At 43.3% G+C, this 17,642-nt stretch carries 12 protein-coding genes; 6 read left to right on the top strand and 6 right to left on the bottom strand.

Features of this window, described 5'->3' with window-relative positions:
- Nucleotides 1-20: 20 nt before the first annotated feature.
- From PQ461_RS15945 to PQ461_RS15935, 3 genes are all read right to left on the bottom strand, one after another.
- A complete protein-coding gene (locus tag PQ461_RS15945) occupies nucleotides 21-926 on the bottom strand; it encodes a glycoside hydrolase family 25 protein (RefSeq protein ID WP_274206528.1) in 906 nt (301 codons plus the stop codon).
- Between the two features lie 98 nt (nucleotides 927-1,024).
- The gene (locus PQ461_RS15940) at nucleotides 1,025-1,408 is read right to left on the bottom strand and encodes an RNA recognition motif domain-containing protein (RefSeq protein ID WP_274206527.1); all 384 of its coding nucleotides are present in this window, start codon (nucleotides 1,406-1,408) and stop codon (nucleotides 1,025-1,027) included.
- A gap of 96 nt (nucleotides 1,409-1,504) precedes the next feature.
- On the bottom strand, nucleotides 1,505-2,746 hold the full coding sequence (locus PQ461_RS15935) for a PQQ-dependent sugar dehydrogenase (RefSeq protein ID WP_274206526.1): 1,242 nt from the start codon (nucleotides 2,744-2,746) through the stop codon (nucleotides 1,505-1,507).
- A gap of 99 nt (nucleotides 2,747-2,845) precedes the next feature.
- Here PQ461_RS15935 and PQ461_RS15930 point away from each other — a divergent pair, with 99 nt between their 5' ends.
- From PQ461_RS15930 to PQ461_RS15905, 6 genes are all read left to right on the top strand, one after another.
- Nucleotides 2,846-3,532 carry a response regulator transcription factor gene (locus tag PQ461_RS15930; RefSeq protein WP_274206525.1) on the top strand — a complete coding sequence of 229 codons (687 nt, stop codon included), beginning with the start codon at nucleotides 2,846-2,848 and terminating at the stop codon, nucleotides 3,530-3,532.
- Between the two features lie 5 nt (nucleotides 3,533-3,537).
- Nucleotides 3,538-4,902, top strand: coding sequence for a HAMP domain-containing sensor histidine kinase (locus PQ461_RS15925; protein ID WP_274206524.1), 1,365 nt, complete (start codon nucleotides 3,538-3,540; stop codon nucleotides 4,900-4,902).
- 70 nt (nucleotides 4,903-4,972) lie between these two features.
- Nucleotides 4,973-6,265 (top strand): TolC family protein, encoded by a 1,293-nt coding sequence (locus PQ461_RS15920; protein ID WP_274206523.1) that lies wholly within the window; start codon nucleotides 4,973-4,975, stop codon nucleotides 6,263-6,265.
- A gap of 12 nt (nucleotides 6,266-6,277) precedes the next feature.
- On the top strand, nucleotides 6,278-7,369 hold the full coding sequence (locus PQ461_RS15915) for an efflux RND transporter periplasmic adaptor subunit (protein WP_274206522.1): 1,092 nt from the start codon (nucleotides 6,278-6,280) through the stop codon (nucleotides 7,367-7,369).
- Between the two features lie 26 nt (nucleotides 7,370-7,395).
- Nucleotides 7,396-10,524: an efflux RND transporter permease subunit gene (locus PQ461_RS15910; protein ID WP_274206521.1), complete on the top strand. Its 3,129-nt coding sequence runs from the start codon at nucleotides 7,396-7,398 to the stop codon at nucleotides 10,522-10,524.
- A 150-nt stretch (nucleotides 10,525-10,674) separates the two neighbouring features.
- Nucleotides 10,675-11,121, top strand: coding sequence for a hypothetical protein (locus tag PQ461_RS15905; RefSeq protein ID WP_274206520.1), 447 nt, complete (start codon nucleotides 10,675-10,677; stop codon nucleotides 11,119-11,121).
- A 5-nt stretch (nucleotides 11,122-11,126) separates the two neighbouring features.
- Here PQ461_RS15905 and PQ461_RS15900 read toward each other — a convergent pair whose 3' ends face one another.
- The 3 genes from PQ461_RS15900 to PQ461_RS15890 form a co-directional block, all read right to left on the bottom strand.
- Nucleotides 11,127-12,320 (bottom strand): cytochrome c3 family protein, encoded by a 1,194-nt coding sequence (locus PQ461_RS15900; RefSeq protein WP_274206519.1) that lies wholly within the window; start codon nucleotides 12,318-12,320, stop codon nucleotides 11,127-11,129.
- A gap of 79 nt (nucleotides 12,321-12,399) precedes the next feature.
- The gene (locus PQ461_RS15895) at nucleotides 12,400-13,917 is read right to left on the bottom strand and encodes a RagB/SusD family nutrient uptake outer membrane protein (protein ID WP_274206518.1); all 1,518 of its coding nucleotides are present in this window, start codon (nucleotides 13,915-13,917) and stop codon (nucleotides 12,400-12,402) included.
- Nucleotides 13,918-13,935: 18 nt separating this feature from the next.
- Nucleotides 13,936-17,394 carry a TonB-dependent receptor gene (locus tag PQ461_RS15890; RefSeq protein ID WP_274206517.1) on the bottom strand — a complete coding sequence of 1,153 codons (3,459 nt, stop codon included), beginning with the start codon at nucleotides 17,392-17,394 and terminating at the stop codon, nucleotides 13,936-13,938.
- Nucleotides 17,395-17,642 lie beyond the last annotated feature (248 nt).

Here is a 17,642-nt window from a genome sequence, read left to right as displayed (position 1 = left end):
TTTTAGCTTCCCGGATATTACTAATGTATCAAAAACTTGCTGAATTCTAAGCTGTCGCCACGAAAGGTATCAAAGTCTACCGCGTGGTGTATGCCGTTAACCGTGGCCTTATCCGAGTGTTGCCAAAACTGCCAGTTAGCCGCTTTGTTAACGCGCTCATCGGGCTGGTCGTAATGGGCTATCCAAAGCGGATATTCGTCAAAATAACCTTTCAGGTAATCGGTGTAAAAACTGAGGCCCGAATAAATAATCGGTTTGCCCGGGCCATGATATTTAAGGTAAGAGAGGCACTGATCAAGTGATGACCGCATTTTTTCGGGTGATACGCCATCCAGCTTCTCGACATCAATCACAAGCGGCAGGTCGTTGCTTTCCAGCTTCACCGTTTTTAAAAGCAGTTTTGCCTGGTTGCGACCGTTTTTTTCTGGTCTGAAGAAATGGTAGGCACCGCAGATCAGCCCGGTTTTAGCGGCTTCGCGCCAGTTGCGCTGAAAGTAAGTATCTACAAATTTTTCTCCCTCAGTAGCTTTAATAAACGCAAAGCTGATATGCAGTCCGTTCTCATCCATTTCCTTAACCTTCTTCCAGTTGATCTTTCCCTGGGCGTAAGAAACATCGATACCATGCACGGTATACTTTTCTGATACATGGATGTTAAAGCTTTTATAGTGGCGGTAGTTAGCATTTTCGCCAATATCATTAAGCCAATGCCATGCGGAGGTAAAGCTACGTGTAACCAGCTTATAGTAAAACGGCGAAAATAAGATTAGCGCCGCAACTACAGCAATAACAGGCCAGTAATTGGGCTTTTGCTGGGTTTTCTTTTTTGCAGACGCACGCGGCTTAGCAGGCTTTTTAGCCTGTGCCGGTTGCTTTACAGACGGAACTTTGGGTTTTGCAGCAGGCTTTTTTTGCACAGGACTCACTATGCAAATTTAACTATCGGCTGGTGATTTAAAATTCTGAGATGTGAAATAATGTATAGTTGATGCTAACAGACTTAAAGTCAATCTTCAAAAATAGATTAGTCCATTCTTGATGATTTCCTTGGGCGCCTTGGCCTGTCTGAAGGCGCAGGTGGCGCTGACCGGTTGTATGAACCATATGATCCTGATGATGCCGGACGGCTTGAAAACTGTTTAAACGGCTTTGGCGGTGCGGCTGGTTTTTCTTCAGCAACGTGAACGGTAAGTACTTTATCTTCCAGGGGTTCGCCATTAAGGGCGGCTATGGCTTGTTCTGCGCCTGCTTCGTCAGCCATTTCAACAAAGGCATAACCTTTGCAACGGCGTGTCTGACGGTCGCGCACAACCTTTATGGTACTAATGTTACCGTGCGGAATAATCAATTTAGCGAGATCCATTTCTTTGATCTCAGCGGGCAAACCGCCCACAAATAACTTCACCATGTGAAAAAAGAATTGTGCAGATGTAAGCTGCAAAGGTACAATTAATTCAATTTAAAAAAACTTACGGTTTTAAGCACGAACGCAGCGTAAGCTATTTTATTTTTTAGCTACTTTATATAGTTTACCACCATCGGTAACGGCATACAATGCGCCGTCTTTGCCAACAGTTAAAGCACGGAAACGTTCGCCTTTGTCGGCAAGTAATCTTTCTTCGCCCACAACCTTATGCCCGTTAAGTACAAGGCGGCAAATGTGCGAACCGCTTAAGGCACCGATAAACAGATTGCCTTTCCATTCGGGGATAACGTCGCTATTATAAAACGTAATGCCCGATGGCGATATCACCGGATCCCAGTAATAAATGGGCTGTTCCATGCCGCTTTTTTGTTGTATGCCTTCGCCTACCTTTTCGCCGCTGTATTCAATACCGTAGGTAATTACAGGCCAGCCGTAATTCTTCCCTGCTTCAATCACATTAATTTCGTCGCCCCCGCGCGGGCCAAACTCTGCTTCAAAAAGCTCATTGGTTTGCGGGTTCCATGCCATGCCCTCAGGGCTACGTAACCCATATGCATAAATCTCGGGTAGTGCATTTGGCGTGTTGGCAAACGGGCCGCCGGGTACGGCTTTACCATCTTTAGTAAGATGTAAAACCTTACCAATGGCAGCAGATAAATCCTGTGCCTTAACACGTATATCATTAGCGCCGCGTTCACCAGTAGTAACAAACAAGTTGCCTTGCTGGTCGAATACTATTCTTGAGCCAAATTGCAGTCCGCCATTGTAAGCAGGTTGTGCGCGGTAGATCACCTGTACATTCTCCAACTTAGATTCATCGGCTGAAAGTTTGCCTTTTGCAATGGCAAGTAATGTTCCGCCCGATGCTTGTTCCGCATAATCCCAGTAAACCATCCGGTTTGATGAAAATTGCGGGTCGATATTTACATCAAGTAAACCGCCCTGGCCGTCGTCAACAACAGACGGTAATCCGCTTACTTGTTTGCTGGTCTTGCCATCGTTAGTTAATATAATCAGTTTGCCGCCTTTCTGCGTGATCAGGAAACGGCCGTCGGGTAAATTGCAGATAGCCCAGGGCCTGTCGAGGCTGCTGTTAAGTACGCTTACAGATAGTTCGGTTTTTGTTTTTACCCCCGGTGCGCGGGTTTGCCCTGCAAAAGCAGGCTTGTAGTTGCTATTTGGTGCTTTGGTTTCTACAGGCGCACCTTTACTGGTATCAGTAGAAGTAGCAGGGCTATCTGTTGCTGCCTTGTTTTTGCAGGCAGTTAAAACACTGAAAACAGTAAGACCAGTGATAAGGTAATTATGGGCAAATTTCATAAACACAAGCTTTATATTACTACCTTAAAATCTCAATAATGTTTGCAAAGGGGGGCTTATGGTTTCGTCCTTAACAAATTTCCTTATTTTCGTAAAGCTATGCTGAATATTTGCCTTATCGAAGATGAAGAGAAAGTGGCTGGTTTTATAACCCGTGGACTTGAAGAACAAGGTTATCATGTGGTAAACTACCGCGATGGGGCTTCGGCAAGTGATGCTGTTTCCATGCATCGTTATGACTTGATCATACTTGACTTGATGCTGCCCGACATACATGGTTTTGACCTTTGCCGCCAGATCAGGAAGTTTGATCAGCAGGTGCCTATACTCATGCTTTCGGCGCTTGGCGGCTTATCAGATAAGGTAGAAGGTTTGCAAATTGGCGCTGATGATTACCTGGTGAAACCCTTTCATTTTAGCGAACTGCTGGCACGTATCGAGGCTTTACTTCGCCGTAACCGCCCGCAGCCAGCCAAGCAGGACGGCGACGTACTTACTTTTGGCGACCTGAAGCTTGACCTTAAAAGTAAAACGGCAGAACGCGCCGGACAGGAAATTATACTTACCAGTAAAGAGTACGGCCTGCTTGAGCTTTTTATGAAGCATCCTAACCGTACCCTTGCGCGCGATTATATTGCCGAACAGGTGTGGGGCATACAGTTTGACACGGGCACCAATTTTATTGATGTATACGTAAACTACCTTCGTAAAAAGATAGAGAAGGACTTCGATGGCAAGCTGATACACACCGTTATCGGTATGGGGTACATCCTGAAAAATAAATAGGGTAGATGAAAATTAAAGACCGCCTGGCTTTTTATTACACCCTGCTTAGCTCGGGTACATTGCTGATCATCATGACGGTGATGTACCTGGCTTTTTATGTGTTTTTTAGAAGTGATTTTTACGACAGGCTGAATGACCGGGCTAAAGTAGCCGCACAGCTTTATCTTGATGCCGATGAATTGCCTACCGACTCTTTAACCCGGCTACGCGAACGGATGATCAGCGCACTACCAGAGGAAGTGATCAGGATATATAACGCCAAAAACATGGCATCTTTCATCCGGGATAAGCAGCAATACTGGAGCGATGATATTATTGACCGGGTGAGGCAGGATAAATCAGCCACCTTTACCGAGGGCAGCTATCAAACAATCGGTATCAACTATAGAGACAACCAGGGCGATTTTGTAATCATGGTTTCCGCGCATGATAAGCAGGGGCAAAGGCGCTTAAGTGTAATCCTCAGGATCATGCTCATTATATTTCTGGGGGTTAACGGAATGTTCTTCTTTATCGGCCGTTTATTTGCCAAACAGGCCCTTTCGCCAATAGATCAATTAATATCACAGATAAAAAGTATTACAGCCAGTAACCTCCACCTTCGATTAGACGAGGGCAATGGGAAAGACGAGATAAGTACGCTCGCAGGTAATTTTAACCAGCTACTCGAACATCTTCAAAACTCATTTGAGTTACAGCAGACGTTTATCGCTAATGCATCGCACGAGTTAAGGACACCGCTAACCAGCATCATCGGCGAAATTGAGGTATCTTTAAACCGTGAACGCGACCCTGCTTACTATACCCAGCTGCTGGCATCTATACTTGCCGATTCAAACCGCTTATCGGCAACGGTAACCAGCTTAATGGACCTGGCGCAAACAGACCTTAATTATACACAAGCGCGCCGGGAACCGTTGCAAATTGATGACCTGATATGGGAGATACAGGCATATTGGGCCAGCCAGAAACCGCATAAAGTACTGAATATTGATATTGGCGAATTACCTGCCGATCCGCAGCAACTGGTAATTATGGCCGATAAGCACCTGCTGGCCATCGCCTTTAATAATATTATAGGTAATGCTTTTAAGTTTTCGGAAAACAAGCCTGTTACTTTGAGATTAGAATCGGTTGATAAAAATCTGATCATCAGTATAACCGATCAGGGTATTGGTATACCTGCCAGCGATCTCGAAACTATTTTTAAACCCTTTTACAGAAGCATTAACGGGCGCAGTTTCCAGGGAAACGGAATAGGGTTATACGTAACGCAAAAAATCATACAGCTATACAACGGTACCATAAGTATTGTATCGCGCGAGAATTTTGGTACCACCTTTCAGATTATTTTCCGGTCTGTTTTCTAATCTCTTTCTAATGTTGTTATAATCCTACTCTAATACTATCTTAATATTTTTGAATCGAAGCAAATATATTATGTATAGGAAATTTGTTATTGTCCTTATTATTCAATTATGTTGTGCCGCTATTGGGGTTTCTGCCTTTGCGCAGACGCCAGGAAGCGATACATTAAAGGTTACCTTGAATGAGACTGAAGGACGGTTTTTAAAAAATAACCTCGATCTCATCGTTCAGCGTTATCACGTGAGCGAGGCACAGGCGCAGGTAGTAACCGCCCGCCTTTTCAGCAACCCTGATTTTAACATCTCTAACGTATTGTACAACCCCCAGAGCAAGCGCTTTTTCGATATGACGCATGACGGGGGAGAGTATACTGCACAGTTATCGCAATTGATACAAACAGCAGGCAAGCGCAATAAAAACATACAACTGGCCAAGATCAGTGTAGAGCAGGCGCAATTTCAGCTGTATGATCTGTTGCGCACGCTGAAATATACCTTACGCAGCGATTTTTACAAGATCTATTACCAGGAGCAATCGGCCAAGGTGTATAACGAAGAAATTACTTCGCTGTCATCTACACTAAAAGCATTTAAAGAGCAGTATGCCAAAGGCAATATTTCAGAGAAAGAAGTATTGCGTATCCAATCGCAGCTTTACAGTTTGCAGGTGGAGTATAATGATTTGAAAGATGCTATTGATGATACTCAAAGCGAATTAAAACTGATTATCAAAGCACCTGCAACCTCTTACTTACAGCCTGTGGTTAATTATATTCCGGCTAACCAAACACTGGTAGCAAACGTACCTTATCAGCGCCTTATCGATTCTGCTTATACCAATCGCAGCGATTTAAAACTGGCTAAGTCGGCAGTGGATTACAGCAATGTAAACCTGCAACTGCAAAAGGCAATAGCCGTGCCTGACATTACGCTGCAATTAGGCTTTGATAAACAAGGTAGCTTTGTGCGTAACTATAACAGTGCGGGTATAGATTTTTCACTGCCGTTTTTTAACCGTAACCAGGGTAACATTAAACAGGCCCGCTTAGCCATTGACGAAAGCAAAGTGCAGTTGGAAAGCCAGCAGGACCAGGTGCAAAGCGATGTAGCTAACTCTTACAAAAGCGCTTTACGCTTAGAACAGCTATATAACAGCTTTGACCCTAAGTTTAAAGGCGACTTTGACCACCTGATAGGCGAGGTATTTAAAAACTACAAAAAACACAACATCAGCCTGCTCGAGTTCCTTGACTTTTACGACTCGTATAAAACAAACACACTTCAATTTAATAACATACAGCTTAACCGCGCCACCTCGCTCGAACAACTGAACTACGTGACCGGCAGCCAGATATTTAACCAGTAAACAATAAAACAGATGTTTTCTAAGAAGCATATTATTTACAGTTTGATGGGGGTATTCTTCATCGGGCTAACATCATGTGGCCACCACGAGCAGGAAGCAGCACGTGATGATCATTTCCAAGTAACCGATAGTTTGTTGAACAGCCTGCTGGTTGATACCGTTAAAGCTGCCGATGCCAAATCTGAAATTTCACTGACAGGCAGCGTTGCACCAGACGAAACCAAGATGGTGAAGATATTCCCGATGGTTAGTGGTGTTGCACAGGCTGTTCATGTACAGTTAGGCGATAAGGTAAGCAAAGGACAGGTTCTGGCTACTTTAAGAAGTGCCGAGATAGCAGGCTTTACCCGCGACCTTGTAGCTTCAGAAGCTGATGCGCGCAGTGCTAAACGTGCTTTGGAATCAACCCAGGACCTTTACAAAAGCGGGCTTGCCTCTCAAAAGGACTTGGAAGAAGCAAAAGCCGATTACCAGAAAGCTGTTGCCGAAAGTGCAAGGGCTGGTTCGGTATTGTCTATCAACAAAACCAACGGTAAGGGATATGAGGTGGTATCGCCGCTTAACGGCTACATCATTGATAAAAACGTAACTGATAACATGCAGGTACGTGCCGATAATAACCAGAACATGTTTACCGTAGCTGATCTATCATCGGTATATATACTGGTGAATATGTACGAGTCGGACATTGCCGGTGTACAGGTAGGCGATCCGGTTAAGATCACTGCACTGGCCTATCCTGATAAAGTTTTTACTGGTAAGATAGATAAGTTGTTTGACGTGCTTGATCCGGATAACAAAGTAATGCGTGCCCGTGTAAAAATTGACAACCCGGGCAATTTGTTAAAACCTGATATGTATGCTGATGTAAAGATCAGCGCAAAAACAGGTGTTAATTTGCCTGCTATAAACGCCAATGCCGTTGTCTTTGATAACGATAAAAACTATGTGATTGTAGTTGACGGGAAAGCCAAAGTGCATATCCAGCCAATTAAAATTGCAAAAAGGGTAGAGAATGTGGCTTACATCAGCGATGGCCTTAAGCCGGGTGAGCGCGTGGTAGCATCACGCCAGTTATACCTGTACGAAGCGCTGAAAGACTAATTATCCAACCATTTAATACGGTTTAAATGAACAAGTTTATAAAAGGAGTGCTCTCGTTTGCACTCAAAAACCGGTATTTTGTATTTTTCATTACACTGTTGTTGGCTGTAGCAGGTTACATCAGTTTTAAAAGTATACCTATCGATGCGTTTCCGGATGTAACCAATACATCTGTAACTATAATTACCCAGTGGCCAGGCCGCTCAGCAGAAGAGGTGGAGAAATTTGTAACCCGCCCTATTGAACTGGCGATGAACCCTGCCGAAAAGAAAACCAGCGTACGTTCATCATCACTGTTTGGCTTGTCTGTTGTAAAGATCACTTTTGATGATGATGTAGACTATGCATTTGCACGTTTACAGATCAATAACCACCTTGACGATGCTAACCTGCCAGACGGTGTTTCGCCTGAGATTGAGCCGCCTTATGGTCCTACAGGTGAGATTTTCCGTTACACACTTACCAGTAACAAACGCAGTGTACGCGAGCTGAAAACTATTCAGGATTGGGTGGTTAGCCGCGAGATACGCTCAGTACCTGGTGTGGCCGATGTAAACAGTTTTGGTGGCGAGGTTAAAGCCTACCAGATCACTGTTAACCCGCAAAAAGCGGTACAGTATGACATATCTGCCTTGCAGTTATATGATGCTGTTTCAAAAAGTAACATTAACGTAGGCGGCGACGTGATACAGCAGGCAGGCCAGTCGTACGTAGTGCGTGGTATTGGTTTGCTGAACAATATCAGTGAGATCAAAAACATTGTAATTAACAATGTAAAAGGCACGCCGATCTATGTTAAGAACGTTGCCGAAGTTACTGAATCTGCTTTGCCACGTTTAGGACAAGTAGGCCGCGACCTTGACCCTGATGTGGTAGAAGGCATTGTAGTAATGCGTAAAGGGGAAAACCCAAGCGTGGTTATTGCCGGCCTGAAGGATAAAGTGAAAGAGCTTAACTCTACGATCTTACCAGAAGACGTTAAGATCAGCACTTTCTACGACCGCGAAAACCTGGTGAATTTTGCAACACATACCGTGCTGCATAACATGGCTGAGGGTATAATATTTGTAACAGTAATTGTATTACTGTTTATGGCCGACTGGCGCACCACGCTTATTGTGGCCGTAATTATCCCGCTGGCTTTATTGTTCGCATTTATGTGCCTTAAATTAAAAGGCATGTCGGCCAATCTGTTGTCTATGGGTGCTATCGACTTTGGTATTATCATAGATGGAGCCGTCGTCATGGTGGAGGGGATTTTTGTAATGCTCGACCATAAGGCGAAGGAAATAGGGATGGAACGCTTTAACAAACTGAGCAAGTTAGGCCTTATCCGCCAGGCATGCCAGGTGAACGGTAAAGGTATCTTCTTTGCAAAAGCTATCATCATTACCGGTTTGCTGCCGATCTTCAGTTTCCAGAAAGTAGAAGGTAAAATGTTCTCGCCATTGGCATGGACACTTAGCTTCGCCCTTTTAGGTGCCTTATTGCTTACGTTCACTTTTGTGCCTGCGCTGTCAAGCGTGTTGCTTAAAAAGAATGTCAGGGAACGCCATAACGTATTTGTAGAATTTATCACTAAAAATGCGTTGCGTTTTTACAGCGTATGCTTTAAACGCCGTAAACTGGTATTCCCGGTTGCATTAGTTGCTTTGTTAGTGAGCTTAGGTTGCTTTACCTTATTAGGTACAGAGTTTTTACCGGAGCTAAACGAAGGTTCTATTTATGTACGTGCTACCGGTCCGTTAAGTACCTCCCTTGGTGAGTCGGTAAAGCTGGCTAATGAGATCCGCCGCATATTCCTGAGCTTTGACGAGGTTAAGCAGGTGATATCCCAAACAGGACGCCCTAATGACGGTACCGATGCTACAGGCTTTTATAACATCGAGTTCCACGTTGACATTTATCCGCAGGATGAATGGAAACGCAAGGAAACAAAAGAACAGTTGATTGCCCGGATGCAGGATAAGCTGAAATACTTCCCGGGTATTGACCTCAACTTTTCGCAGCCTATCTCTGATAACGTGGAAGAAGCGGTGTCGGGTGTAAAGGGTTCTATCGTTGTAAAAATGTTTGGCGACGATTATAAGTATATCGAAGGCCGTGAGGAACAGATCTACAACATTCTGAAAGGTGTTAATGGTATCCAGGATTTAGGTATCCTGCGTAACATGGGCCAGCCTGAGTTACAGATTAATCTTAACCAGGATAAAATGGCTGAATACGGTGTAACTGCTGCCGATGCAAATGCCGTTATTGAAACAGCTATTGGCGGACGTTCTGCAACGCAGATCTACGAAGGTGAGAAGAAATTCGACCTGCGTATCCGTTATCCGGAAGACTTCCGTAACAACGCCACCGAAATAGGCGATTTGCGTGTACCTACCATTAATAATGGCCGTGTACCACTGCGTGAGATTGCTGATATAAACAAGATCACAGGTGTGAGTATGATCTACCGCGATAAAAACGAGCGCTATGGAGCTATCAAATTCTCTATCCGCGGCCGTGATATGGGTAGTACCATAAAAGAAGCTCAGGCTAAAGTAAACGCAAAGATCAAACTACCAAAAGACTACCGTTTAGAATGGGCAGGTGACTTTGAAAACCAGCAGCGTGCAACCAAGCGTTTATCGCAGGCGGTACCTGTCAGTTTGCTAATTATTTTCTTCATCCTGTTTGTATTGTTTGGCAACGTGCGCGATTCGCTGCTGGTATTAAACAACGTACCGTTTGCAATTATGGGCGGTATCCTTGCCTTATTGATCACGGGTGTTAACTTTAATATATCCGCCGGTATTGGTTTTATTGCCTTGTTTGGTATATGTGTGCAAAATGGGGTAATCCTGATCACGAAATTCAAGTCGAATATTAAAGACCTGAAGCACGATGTTTATCATTCATTCCCTGAAGCGCTTAAAGCCGGTATTGCCGATCGTATGCGCCCGGTAATCATGACAGCCATGATGGCAGCCATCGGTCTGTTACCTGCAGCTTTATCTACAGGTATTGGCTCAGAGGCATCAAAACCGTTGGCTATCGTTGTTATCGGTGGATTAATCACCAATACGATATTTAACTTATTCGTGTTCCCGATTGTATTCTATTGGAGCTATCAGAAAAAAGTGAACAGCGGCCGTGTAAGTGCAATCTAAAAGCTGATTATTAATAAACACAAATGCCCTGCTGAATCAGCAGGGCATTTTTTGTGTACGGCTATATTAGTTGAGAGCGTTGAGTCAGATGTCTTATAAAAACCTTCTGATATTTAACAATGTTATTGAATTACACCAAAAAGGAGTACAATGCAGAAGTTAGAAAAAGCAGCTCTGGAAGCAATTGCCGGTACCAGCATGATGACACTTTTTAGCTATATGGTTTCTGTTGCTGCAAAAGAGAATTTTAGCGAACCGGAGCATCTGGCAACATTAATTCATCGCCTTTTACCACAAACAAAAAAATTAAGCAAAGTACAGGGGTGGACTGCCCACTATTTAGTAGGGCTTGTTTTTGCTGCCGTATATACTGAGCTTTGGGAACGCCGCAAATTAAAGCCATCTGCATTAAATGCGTTAATGCTTGGCGCTGTGAGCGGTGCTGTGGCAGTAGGTGTTTGGAAACTTACTTTCAAAATGCACCCATCGCCGCCGTGGATCAAATACAATAAATATTATGCGCAGCTTGTACCTGCACATATTGTGTTTGCGTTGTTTGCAACACTTACCTACAGGCAGCTTAAAGCGGAGGAATAAATAAGCTATAGCTTTTTAGGATATATAGCAATATGGTGTGTGCGTACCAGGTAAGGCACAACCTTTTTGCCGCCTGATGCTTCCACCTCAATCACATTTGATGGCTTTAAAGGCATATGGCAGTCAATGCAGTTTTGTTTTATGGCCACACCCAGCTTGCTTTCCATAGGGCAAAAATTATGATTGGCGTTGCTATGGCAGTTCATACATTTCTGCGAATAAGCAGCCAGATCTAATTTTTGATTCGTGTGCGGGTTATGGCAGCTGCCGCAATCCATACTGCTTTTTATAAAGCATTTGCTGGTCGCTAACAAGCCGCTTTGGTTACCATGCACATCCAGTTTATCAGGGTCAGGATTTTCGGGCAGGAAATTGGGTTCTTTAAACTTGCTTAAAGTATCGCCCATTTTAAATTTAAACGAAGTTACCATGAATGCTTCTTTATTGCTGGCATGGCAAACTGCACAGGCATCAAGCTTTTGCGAGCGGGTAAGCGAAGCGTAAGTATTGATGTATTTCGCTTTCTTTTCGTTCGGAAACTCGGTGTGGTAATTAACGTGATTTGCGGCGGGGCCGTGGCAACGTTCGCAGTCGATGCCTAATATTAATGAGCTTTTGTCAAATGCAACAACGCGGTGCTGCATATCAATAGACTGCTGGGGCAGTTCTTTAATATATGAACTATGGCACTCGAAACAGCGGCGTAAAATTGGTCGCTCAAAGTCGGGTCTGTCGGTACGGTACCCAGGACTATTGGTCCAGCTGTTTAATGCCGTGAAGTAGGACATAGGCAACTGGAAAAGCTGGTTGCCGTTCCATGACAGGTATGTCTCTGCCTTTTTACCACCGAAGGTAATGTCAAAACGGTGCGCTTCTTTTTGTTTACCGTTAACGTAATAAACCTGGTATAAGCCGCTGTCGCGTTTTTCCATGGCCACTACCTGATTATTACCAAATGAAAACGTATGGTTATTAGTGAAACTGCCGTGCACAGTTTGTGATGTAGCCAACCGTGACGAATTAAAATGCGCGGTATGGACGTATGAATCATAAACATCTTTGTGGCATTTCTGGCATTTATCTGATCCGGCAAAAACGGCATCGCGCGGGTCTTGCTTTGCAGGAGTAAGGCACTGGGAGATAAATACTGTTAGCGGAAACAGCAGCAGTATGAAAAAGTAAAAACGCTTAGTTTTCATTAGTAAGTGCAAACATAACAAGTCTTCATAAAACAGAAAATGCAGGCTTGGCCTGCATTTTCTGTTAAGTAGTTATTTATTAATAACCAGGGTTCTGTTTTACCTGAGAACCATTGGTTGTTTCGTTTAAAGGAATCGGAAGTATTTCGTTTTTACCTGCCTTGAAGCCTTTAAATGCAAGTACAGTTGGCGCTTGTCCGGTTCTTACTAAGTCGAACCAGCGGTGGCCTTCTGTAGCAAGCTCTAAACGGCGCTCATTGTAAATGTTAGCTAAAGTAGCCGGTACCGATGGTAATCCAACACGTCCGCGTACGGCATCTAACAATGCTTGTGCACGGCCAACGTTGCTGCCTGCATTTACCAAAGCTTCAGCTTCCATCAGGTAAGTATCTGCTAAACGGATCTCGATATAATCATTAGGCCAGTTTAAGTCAGTAGTACCTGTGGTTACTTTGTTTTTCAGCAATGGTGCATATTTCTGGATGTAATATCCAGTGCCCTGATAGCTTTGCTGATAAGAAGCATTGTTAGCTTTCGCGATGCTGTCGATATTAGCTATGGTGTAAGGGTAACGTGGATCGCCTTTCATGGCAGCAACCAGTTGAGGCGTAATCGGGTTGAAGCCGTAACCACCACCGTAATATAATGGGCCGGTATAGCTTCTTGGGCCAACCATTTGCACATAAATGTTTGATTTAAACTGGTTCCAGTTGCTCCAGGTATAGTTTTGATCGCCGGTGTGTACAATCTCGAAAATTGATTCACTGTTGAACTTCTTAGTCGGATCAAAAATATCACCGTATTTAGCCATCAATTTGTAGCCATAAGTGCTGGTACCGCCTGGTGTGCCGTTTACATCTGCAAACATGGCAGCAGCTTCAGCCCATTTTTTCTCATACAGGTAAACTTTACCTAAAAGGGCTTTAGCAGCACCTTGTGTAGCACGGCCATATTCGGCTGCAGATACCGTTACAGGTAAGTTTGGAATAGCAGCGATCAAGTCGGTTTCTACTTGTTTGTAAACTGCTTCTGGAGCAGCTTGCGGCTGATTGTAAACTTCTGATGTTTGAAGCGGTTTTAAGATCAATGGTACGTTTTTGAAAATACGTACTAAATCAAAGTAATAATGCGCACGCAAAAACTGGCCTTCAGCAGTATAGCGTTTCAAAAGATCAGCGCTTAATCCTGGTACGCTCGGTAATTTTTGCAGCAATACATCTGTACGGTTTACACCTTGAAAGTTTACTGCCCAAAAACCACCCTGAGGACCTTGAGCCGGTGACATGGTGTAATTGTTGATGGCTTGCCAAAGGGGCATATCTGATGAGCTGCCGCCGCCAGCAAAACAATCGTCAGATGCTGCGTTTAATGCACCCAGTGGGTCAGTATAGGTATTATCGATACCGCCGGTTTCAGTAACCAACGGATCATAAGCAGCTACCACGCCGGTTAAAGCCTGGTCGGCATTGGCGTAATAGTTTGATTCTAAAAATTCGCCTTTAGGCTGATTTTCAAGAAATGATTTTTTACATGAAGCAGCTACACCCATTATTCCGATAAGGGAAAACGCTGTATACTTTATATATTTTCTGTTCATCTTCTTAACTAATTAAAATTATAATGTTATATCAAGCCCAACCATAAGTGTACGCGCTTGTGGGTAAACACCCATATCGATACCACCTATGCCAACTGAACCATTGCTGTTAGCGCCGATCTCCGGATCGAAGCCTTTGTAACCGGTAATGGTAAGCAGGTTATTGCTGCTTAAGAATACACGTACTTTTTGTATATCAGCTGCTTTTAACCAGTTTTTAGGAATAGTGTATCCAACCTGCAAAGTTTTAATGCGGAAGTAAGCACCGCTTTGCAGATAGAAGTTTGATGGGTTTTTAAAGTTATTGTTCGGATCTGCGTCAGACAGGCGAGGGTAGTTGCTGCTTGCGTTTGATGGAGACCATGCATTAAGTGCAGCAAGCGGATAGTTAGCTGTATTTAAATCTAAACGACGGTAAGCCTGGTAAATTTTATTACCCCATGCACCCTGACCAAATAACAAGAAATCAAATTGTTTATAGCTGCCTGATAAGTTAACACCATAAGTGAATGTTGGCAGTGGATTGCCTAACCAGGTACGGTCATTAGCATCAATTTTACCATCGCCATTAGTATCCACCCATTTAAAGTCACCCGGTTTAGCGTTTGGTTGTATCAAAGCACCGCTTGCATTGGTGTATGAGTTGATCTCGGCTTGTGACTTAAATGTACCAACCTCCTGGAAGCCATAGAAAGCACCTACCGGGTGTCCAACTTGTGTACGGCCAATCTCGTAAGCTGTACTTTGTACGTTACCTACAGTAAAGTAGTTGATCTGTGTACCAAGGTAAGTTACTTCGTTATGATTGTAAGCAAGGTTACCGCCTACGTTATATTTAAAGTCGCCAATGCGGTTGTTGTATGAAAGGCTAACCTCGATACCTTTGTTTTCCATGTCGCCAATGTTGGCAGATGGCTGTCCGGCAAAACCGGCATAAGCAGGTAACTGAACCTGTTGCAGCATACCTTTGGTTTTTTTCTGATATACGTCTAAGTTAACGCTTAAGTTGTTGAATAAAGTCAGATCTAAACCAATGTCAGCTGTATGGGTTTCTTCCCATTTCAAATCCGGGTTTGAAGGAGCGTTAGGGCTATAACCTACATATAAAGTGTTCGGATTACCAAATACATAGTTACGGCCGCTACCAATGGTTGATAGGTACTGGAATGGGTTAAGCGACATTTCGTTACCCACTACACCATAAGATCCACGGATCTTTAAGAAGTCGATAAATGTATTTTTAGGGAACCAATCTTCACGGGTCATTACGTAACCAATTTCTCCTGAAGGGAAGGTACCGTAAACGTTGTTGCTACCAAATTTCGATGAGCCGTCACGGCGGATAATACCAGTGAATAAATATTTCTGGTCGTAATCGTAAGTAATACGGGCGAATGTTGAAGCCAGTGAATATGGCTGGTTATCATAACCGTTTGCAATTTTGTTAGCATTAACAAGTGCAAAGTTTGGAGAAGCCTCATTAAAAGTATTAACAGGTTCGCCAAGGAAAGTGCCATTTAAGCCAAAACCGCTCTGGCGTTGTGCACTGAAACCAACTAATGCGCTTACATTATGCAGGCCGAATGAGCGTGTATATGAAGCTGTATTATCTAAGTTCCAGGTCAGGTTACTTTCGCTGTCAAGATATTGTGAAGTAGCCGACAGGTTACTTGAGCTGCCGTTTAAATAATAAAGCGGGGTGAATGATTTGCTGCCATAAAATGCTTCTTTTCCACTGATCTGTGAACGTATTTTTAAACCTGCAATAGGTGTAACCTCAACAAATGCGCTACCTAAAAGGTTATGCGAATAGCCAAAGTTGCCAGCTTGATTTTGTGCATAAGCTAACGGGTTAGTGATCTCGTTCTGTACATAGTTAGAGATACCGTAAGGCTGGCCTAAAGCATTTCTTAAAATGTATTTCGCATTTGAAGTGTAAACGCTGGCATTAGGCTGAGCGTTGATATCTGTTACTACAGTTGGCGTAAGCGGGTCAAGGTTTAATGCTGAGCTAAGCGGGCCACCAAATACGCTGTTGGTATTACCTATGCCTTGGTTGCGGGTATAAGTATAGGTGAAGTTTTCACCAACAGTTAACCATTTTTTCAGCTTAAAGCTGGTATTAGTAGTAAAGTTAAACCTTTTGTAGTTCGAAATTTGTGGTAAAACGATACCATCCTGATCTAAGTAACCAAAAGAAGTGTAATAACTTGCATTATCATTTGCACCACTAATGCTTAAGTTATGATTTTGGATAAATGCATTGTTAGCGAAAATAACATCCTGCCAGTTGGTACCTGTACCATATTGAGCAGGATTAGCAAACGGAGCAGTACCGCCATCATTAGTTACCGCCTGGTTTCTTAAAGTAGCGTACTGTGTAGCATTAGCCAGGTCAACCTTTTTTACTGGTGACTGCCAGCCTGTATAGCCATTGTAAGAAATTTTAGCAGGGCCTGTTTTACCTTTTTTAGTGGTTATCAGGATAACGCCGTTTGATGCACGTGAACCGTAGATAGCAGCTGATGCATCTTTCAGTACGTCCATTGACTCGATATCGTTAGGATTGATGTTATCAATACCACCGTTGGTCACAATAACACCATCAATTACGTAAAGAGGGTCGCTATTGTTGATAGAGGTGATACCACGTACACGTACGGTAGGGGCAGCACCCGGAGCACCAGAGCTTTGAACAACGTTTACACCCGGGGTACGGCCTTTTAAGGCATCATCAACACGGGTAATCTGCTGGTTTTCCAGATCAGAAGCCTTAACGCTGCTGATAGCACCTGTTACTGTAGTTCTTTTTTGTGTACCATAACCTACAACTACTACCTCGTTAAGGGTTTTGTTGTCTGCACGCAGGGTAACGTTAATTACTGTTTGGCTGCCTACCGGAATTTCTTGTGAAGCATAGCCTAAAAACGAAACAACAAGCACCGAGTTAGTGCTGTTTACGTTAAGTTTATAAGAACCGTCCACGCCTACAGAAACGCCGTTGGTTGTGCCTTTTTCTACAACCGTTGCACCAATTACAGGTTGGCCTGTTTCGTCGACAATTTTACCGCTTACAGGAATAACTGCGTTGTTAGTAGCAGAACCTTCAGCAGTTAAGTCGATTGTGTTGCCATTTGATTCAGTTGCTGTAGCTGCACCTTTTTTACCTAAGATGATCCTGTCTTTTAATACGGTATAGTCGATGCCGTTATTGGTTAAGACATTATCAAGTACCTTTTTCAAAGGTTGATCTTTGAAATTTACAGATACTTTTTTCGTGACATCTATTGTGTTTGCGCTGTAGATAAACTTTACGTTATCAGCTTTTTGTAAATAGTTAAGTACATCCTGTACGCTGATGCTCTCAACAGACAGATCAACTTTTTTATCAAGGATGTTTTGCGCTTTCAGCGGACTTGCATACGTAACACCGCTAATCATTGCGGTTACAAGTACCTGACTTAGGGTAATCTTCATGATTTTACTCCAGGGAATAGACCTTCGTAAATGAATTTTCATATATTTATATGTTTCTATTTAAAAATGAGACAATTAAAAGCCCTTCACCCTCGGGTGTTCTTTGCTTAGAAGGGACTTTGATTTTATGGCTTAGGAGTGCTGGAACACTTCTAAGCTTTTTTATTTTAAGAGATATGGCTGCATGGCCACACATTGATCATTAGGTTTGTAATTTATTTTTCATTCGGCGTTTATCATTTGGTTAA

The organism is Mucilaginibacter sp. KACC 22063 (assembly GCF_028736115.1).
In the GTDB taxonomy this organism is placed as follows: domain Bacteria; phylum Bacteroidota; class Bacteroidia; order Sphingobacteriales; family Sphingobacteriaceae; genus Mucilaginibacter.
The sequence above is the reverse complement of the archived record's forward strand: the minus strand, read 5'-3'. Positions and strand labels throughout refer to the sequence as shown.

Bases quoted from the DNA above. Each gene is read 5' to 3' on its own strand.
- PQ461_RS15940 (WP_274206527.1), bottom strand. From the start codon at position 1,408: ATGGTGAAGTTATTTGTGGGCGGTTTGCCCGCTGAGATCAAAGAAATG.
- PQ461_RS15935 (WP_274206526.1), bottom strand. From the start codon at position 2,746: ATGAAATTTGCCCATAATTACCTTATCACTGGTCTTACTGTTTTCAGT.
- PQ461_RS15930 (WP_274206525.1), top strand. From the start codon at position 2,846: ATGCTGAATATTTGCCTTATCGAAGATGAAGAGAAAGTGGCTGGTTTT.
- PQ461_RS15925 (WP_274206524.1), top strand. From the start codon at position 3,538: ATGAAAATTAAAGACCGCCTGGCTTTTTATTACACCCTGCTTAGCTCG.
- PQ461_RS15920 (WP_274206523.1), top strand. From the start codon at position 4,973: ATGTATAGGAAATTTGTTATTGTCCTTATTATTCAATTATGTTGTGCC.
- PQ461_RS15915 (WP_274206522.1), top strand. From the start codon at position 6,278: ATGTTTTCTAAGAAGCATATTATTTACAGTTTGATGGGGGTATTCTTC.
- PQ461_RS15910 (WP_274206521.1), top strand. From the start codon at position 7,396: ATGAACAAGTTTATAAAAGGAGTGCTCTCGTTTGCACTCAAAAACCGG.
- PQ461_RS15905 (WP_274206520.1), top strand. From the start codon at position 10,675: ATGCAGAAGTTAGAAAAAGCAGCTCTGGAAGCAATTGCCGGTACCAGC.
- PQ461_RS15900 (WP_274206519.1), bottom strand. From the start codon at position 12,320: ATGAAAACTAAGCGTTTTTACTTTTTCATACTGCTGCTGTTTCCGCTA.
- PQ461_RS15895 (WP_274206518.1), bottom strand. From the start codon at position 13,917: ATGAACAGAAAATATATAAAGTATACAGCGTTTTCCCTTATCGGAATA.
- PQ461_RS15890 (WP_274206517.1), bottom strand. From the start codon at position 17,394: ATGAAGATTACCCTAAGTCAGGTACTTGTAACCGCAATGATTAGCGGT.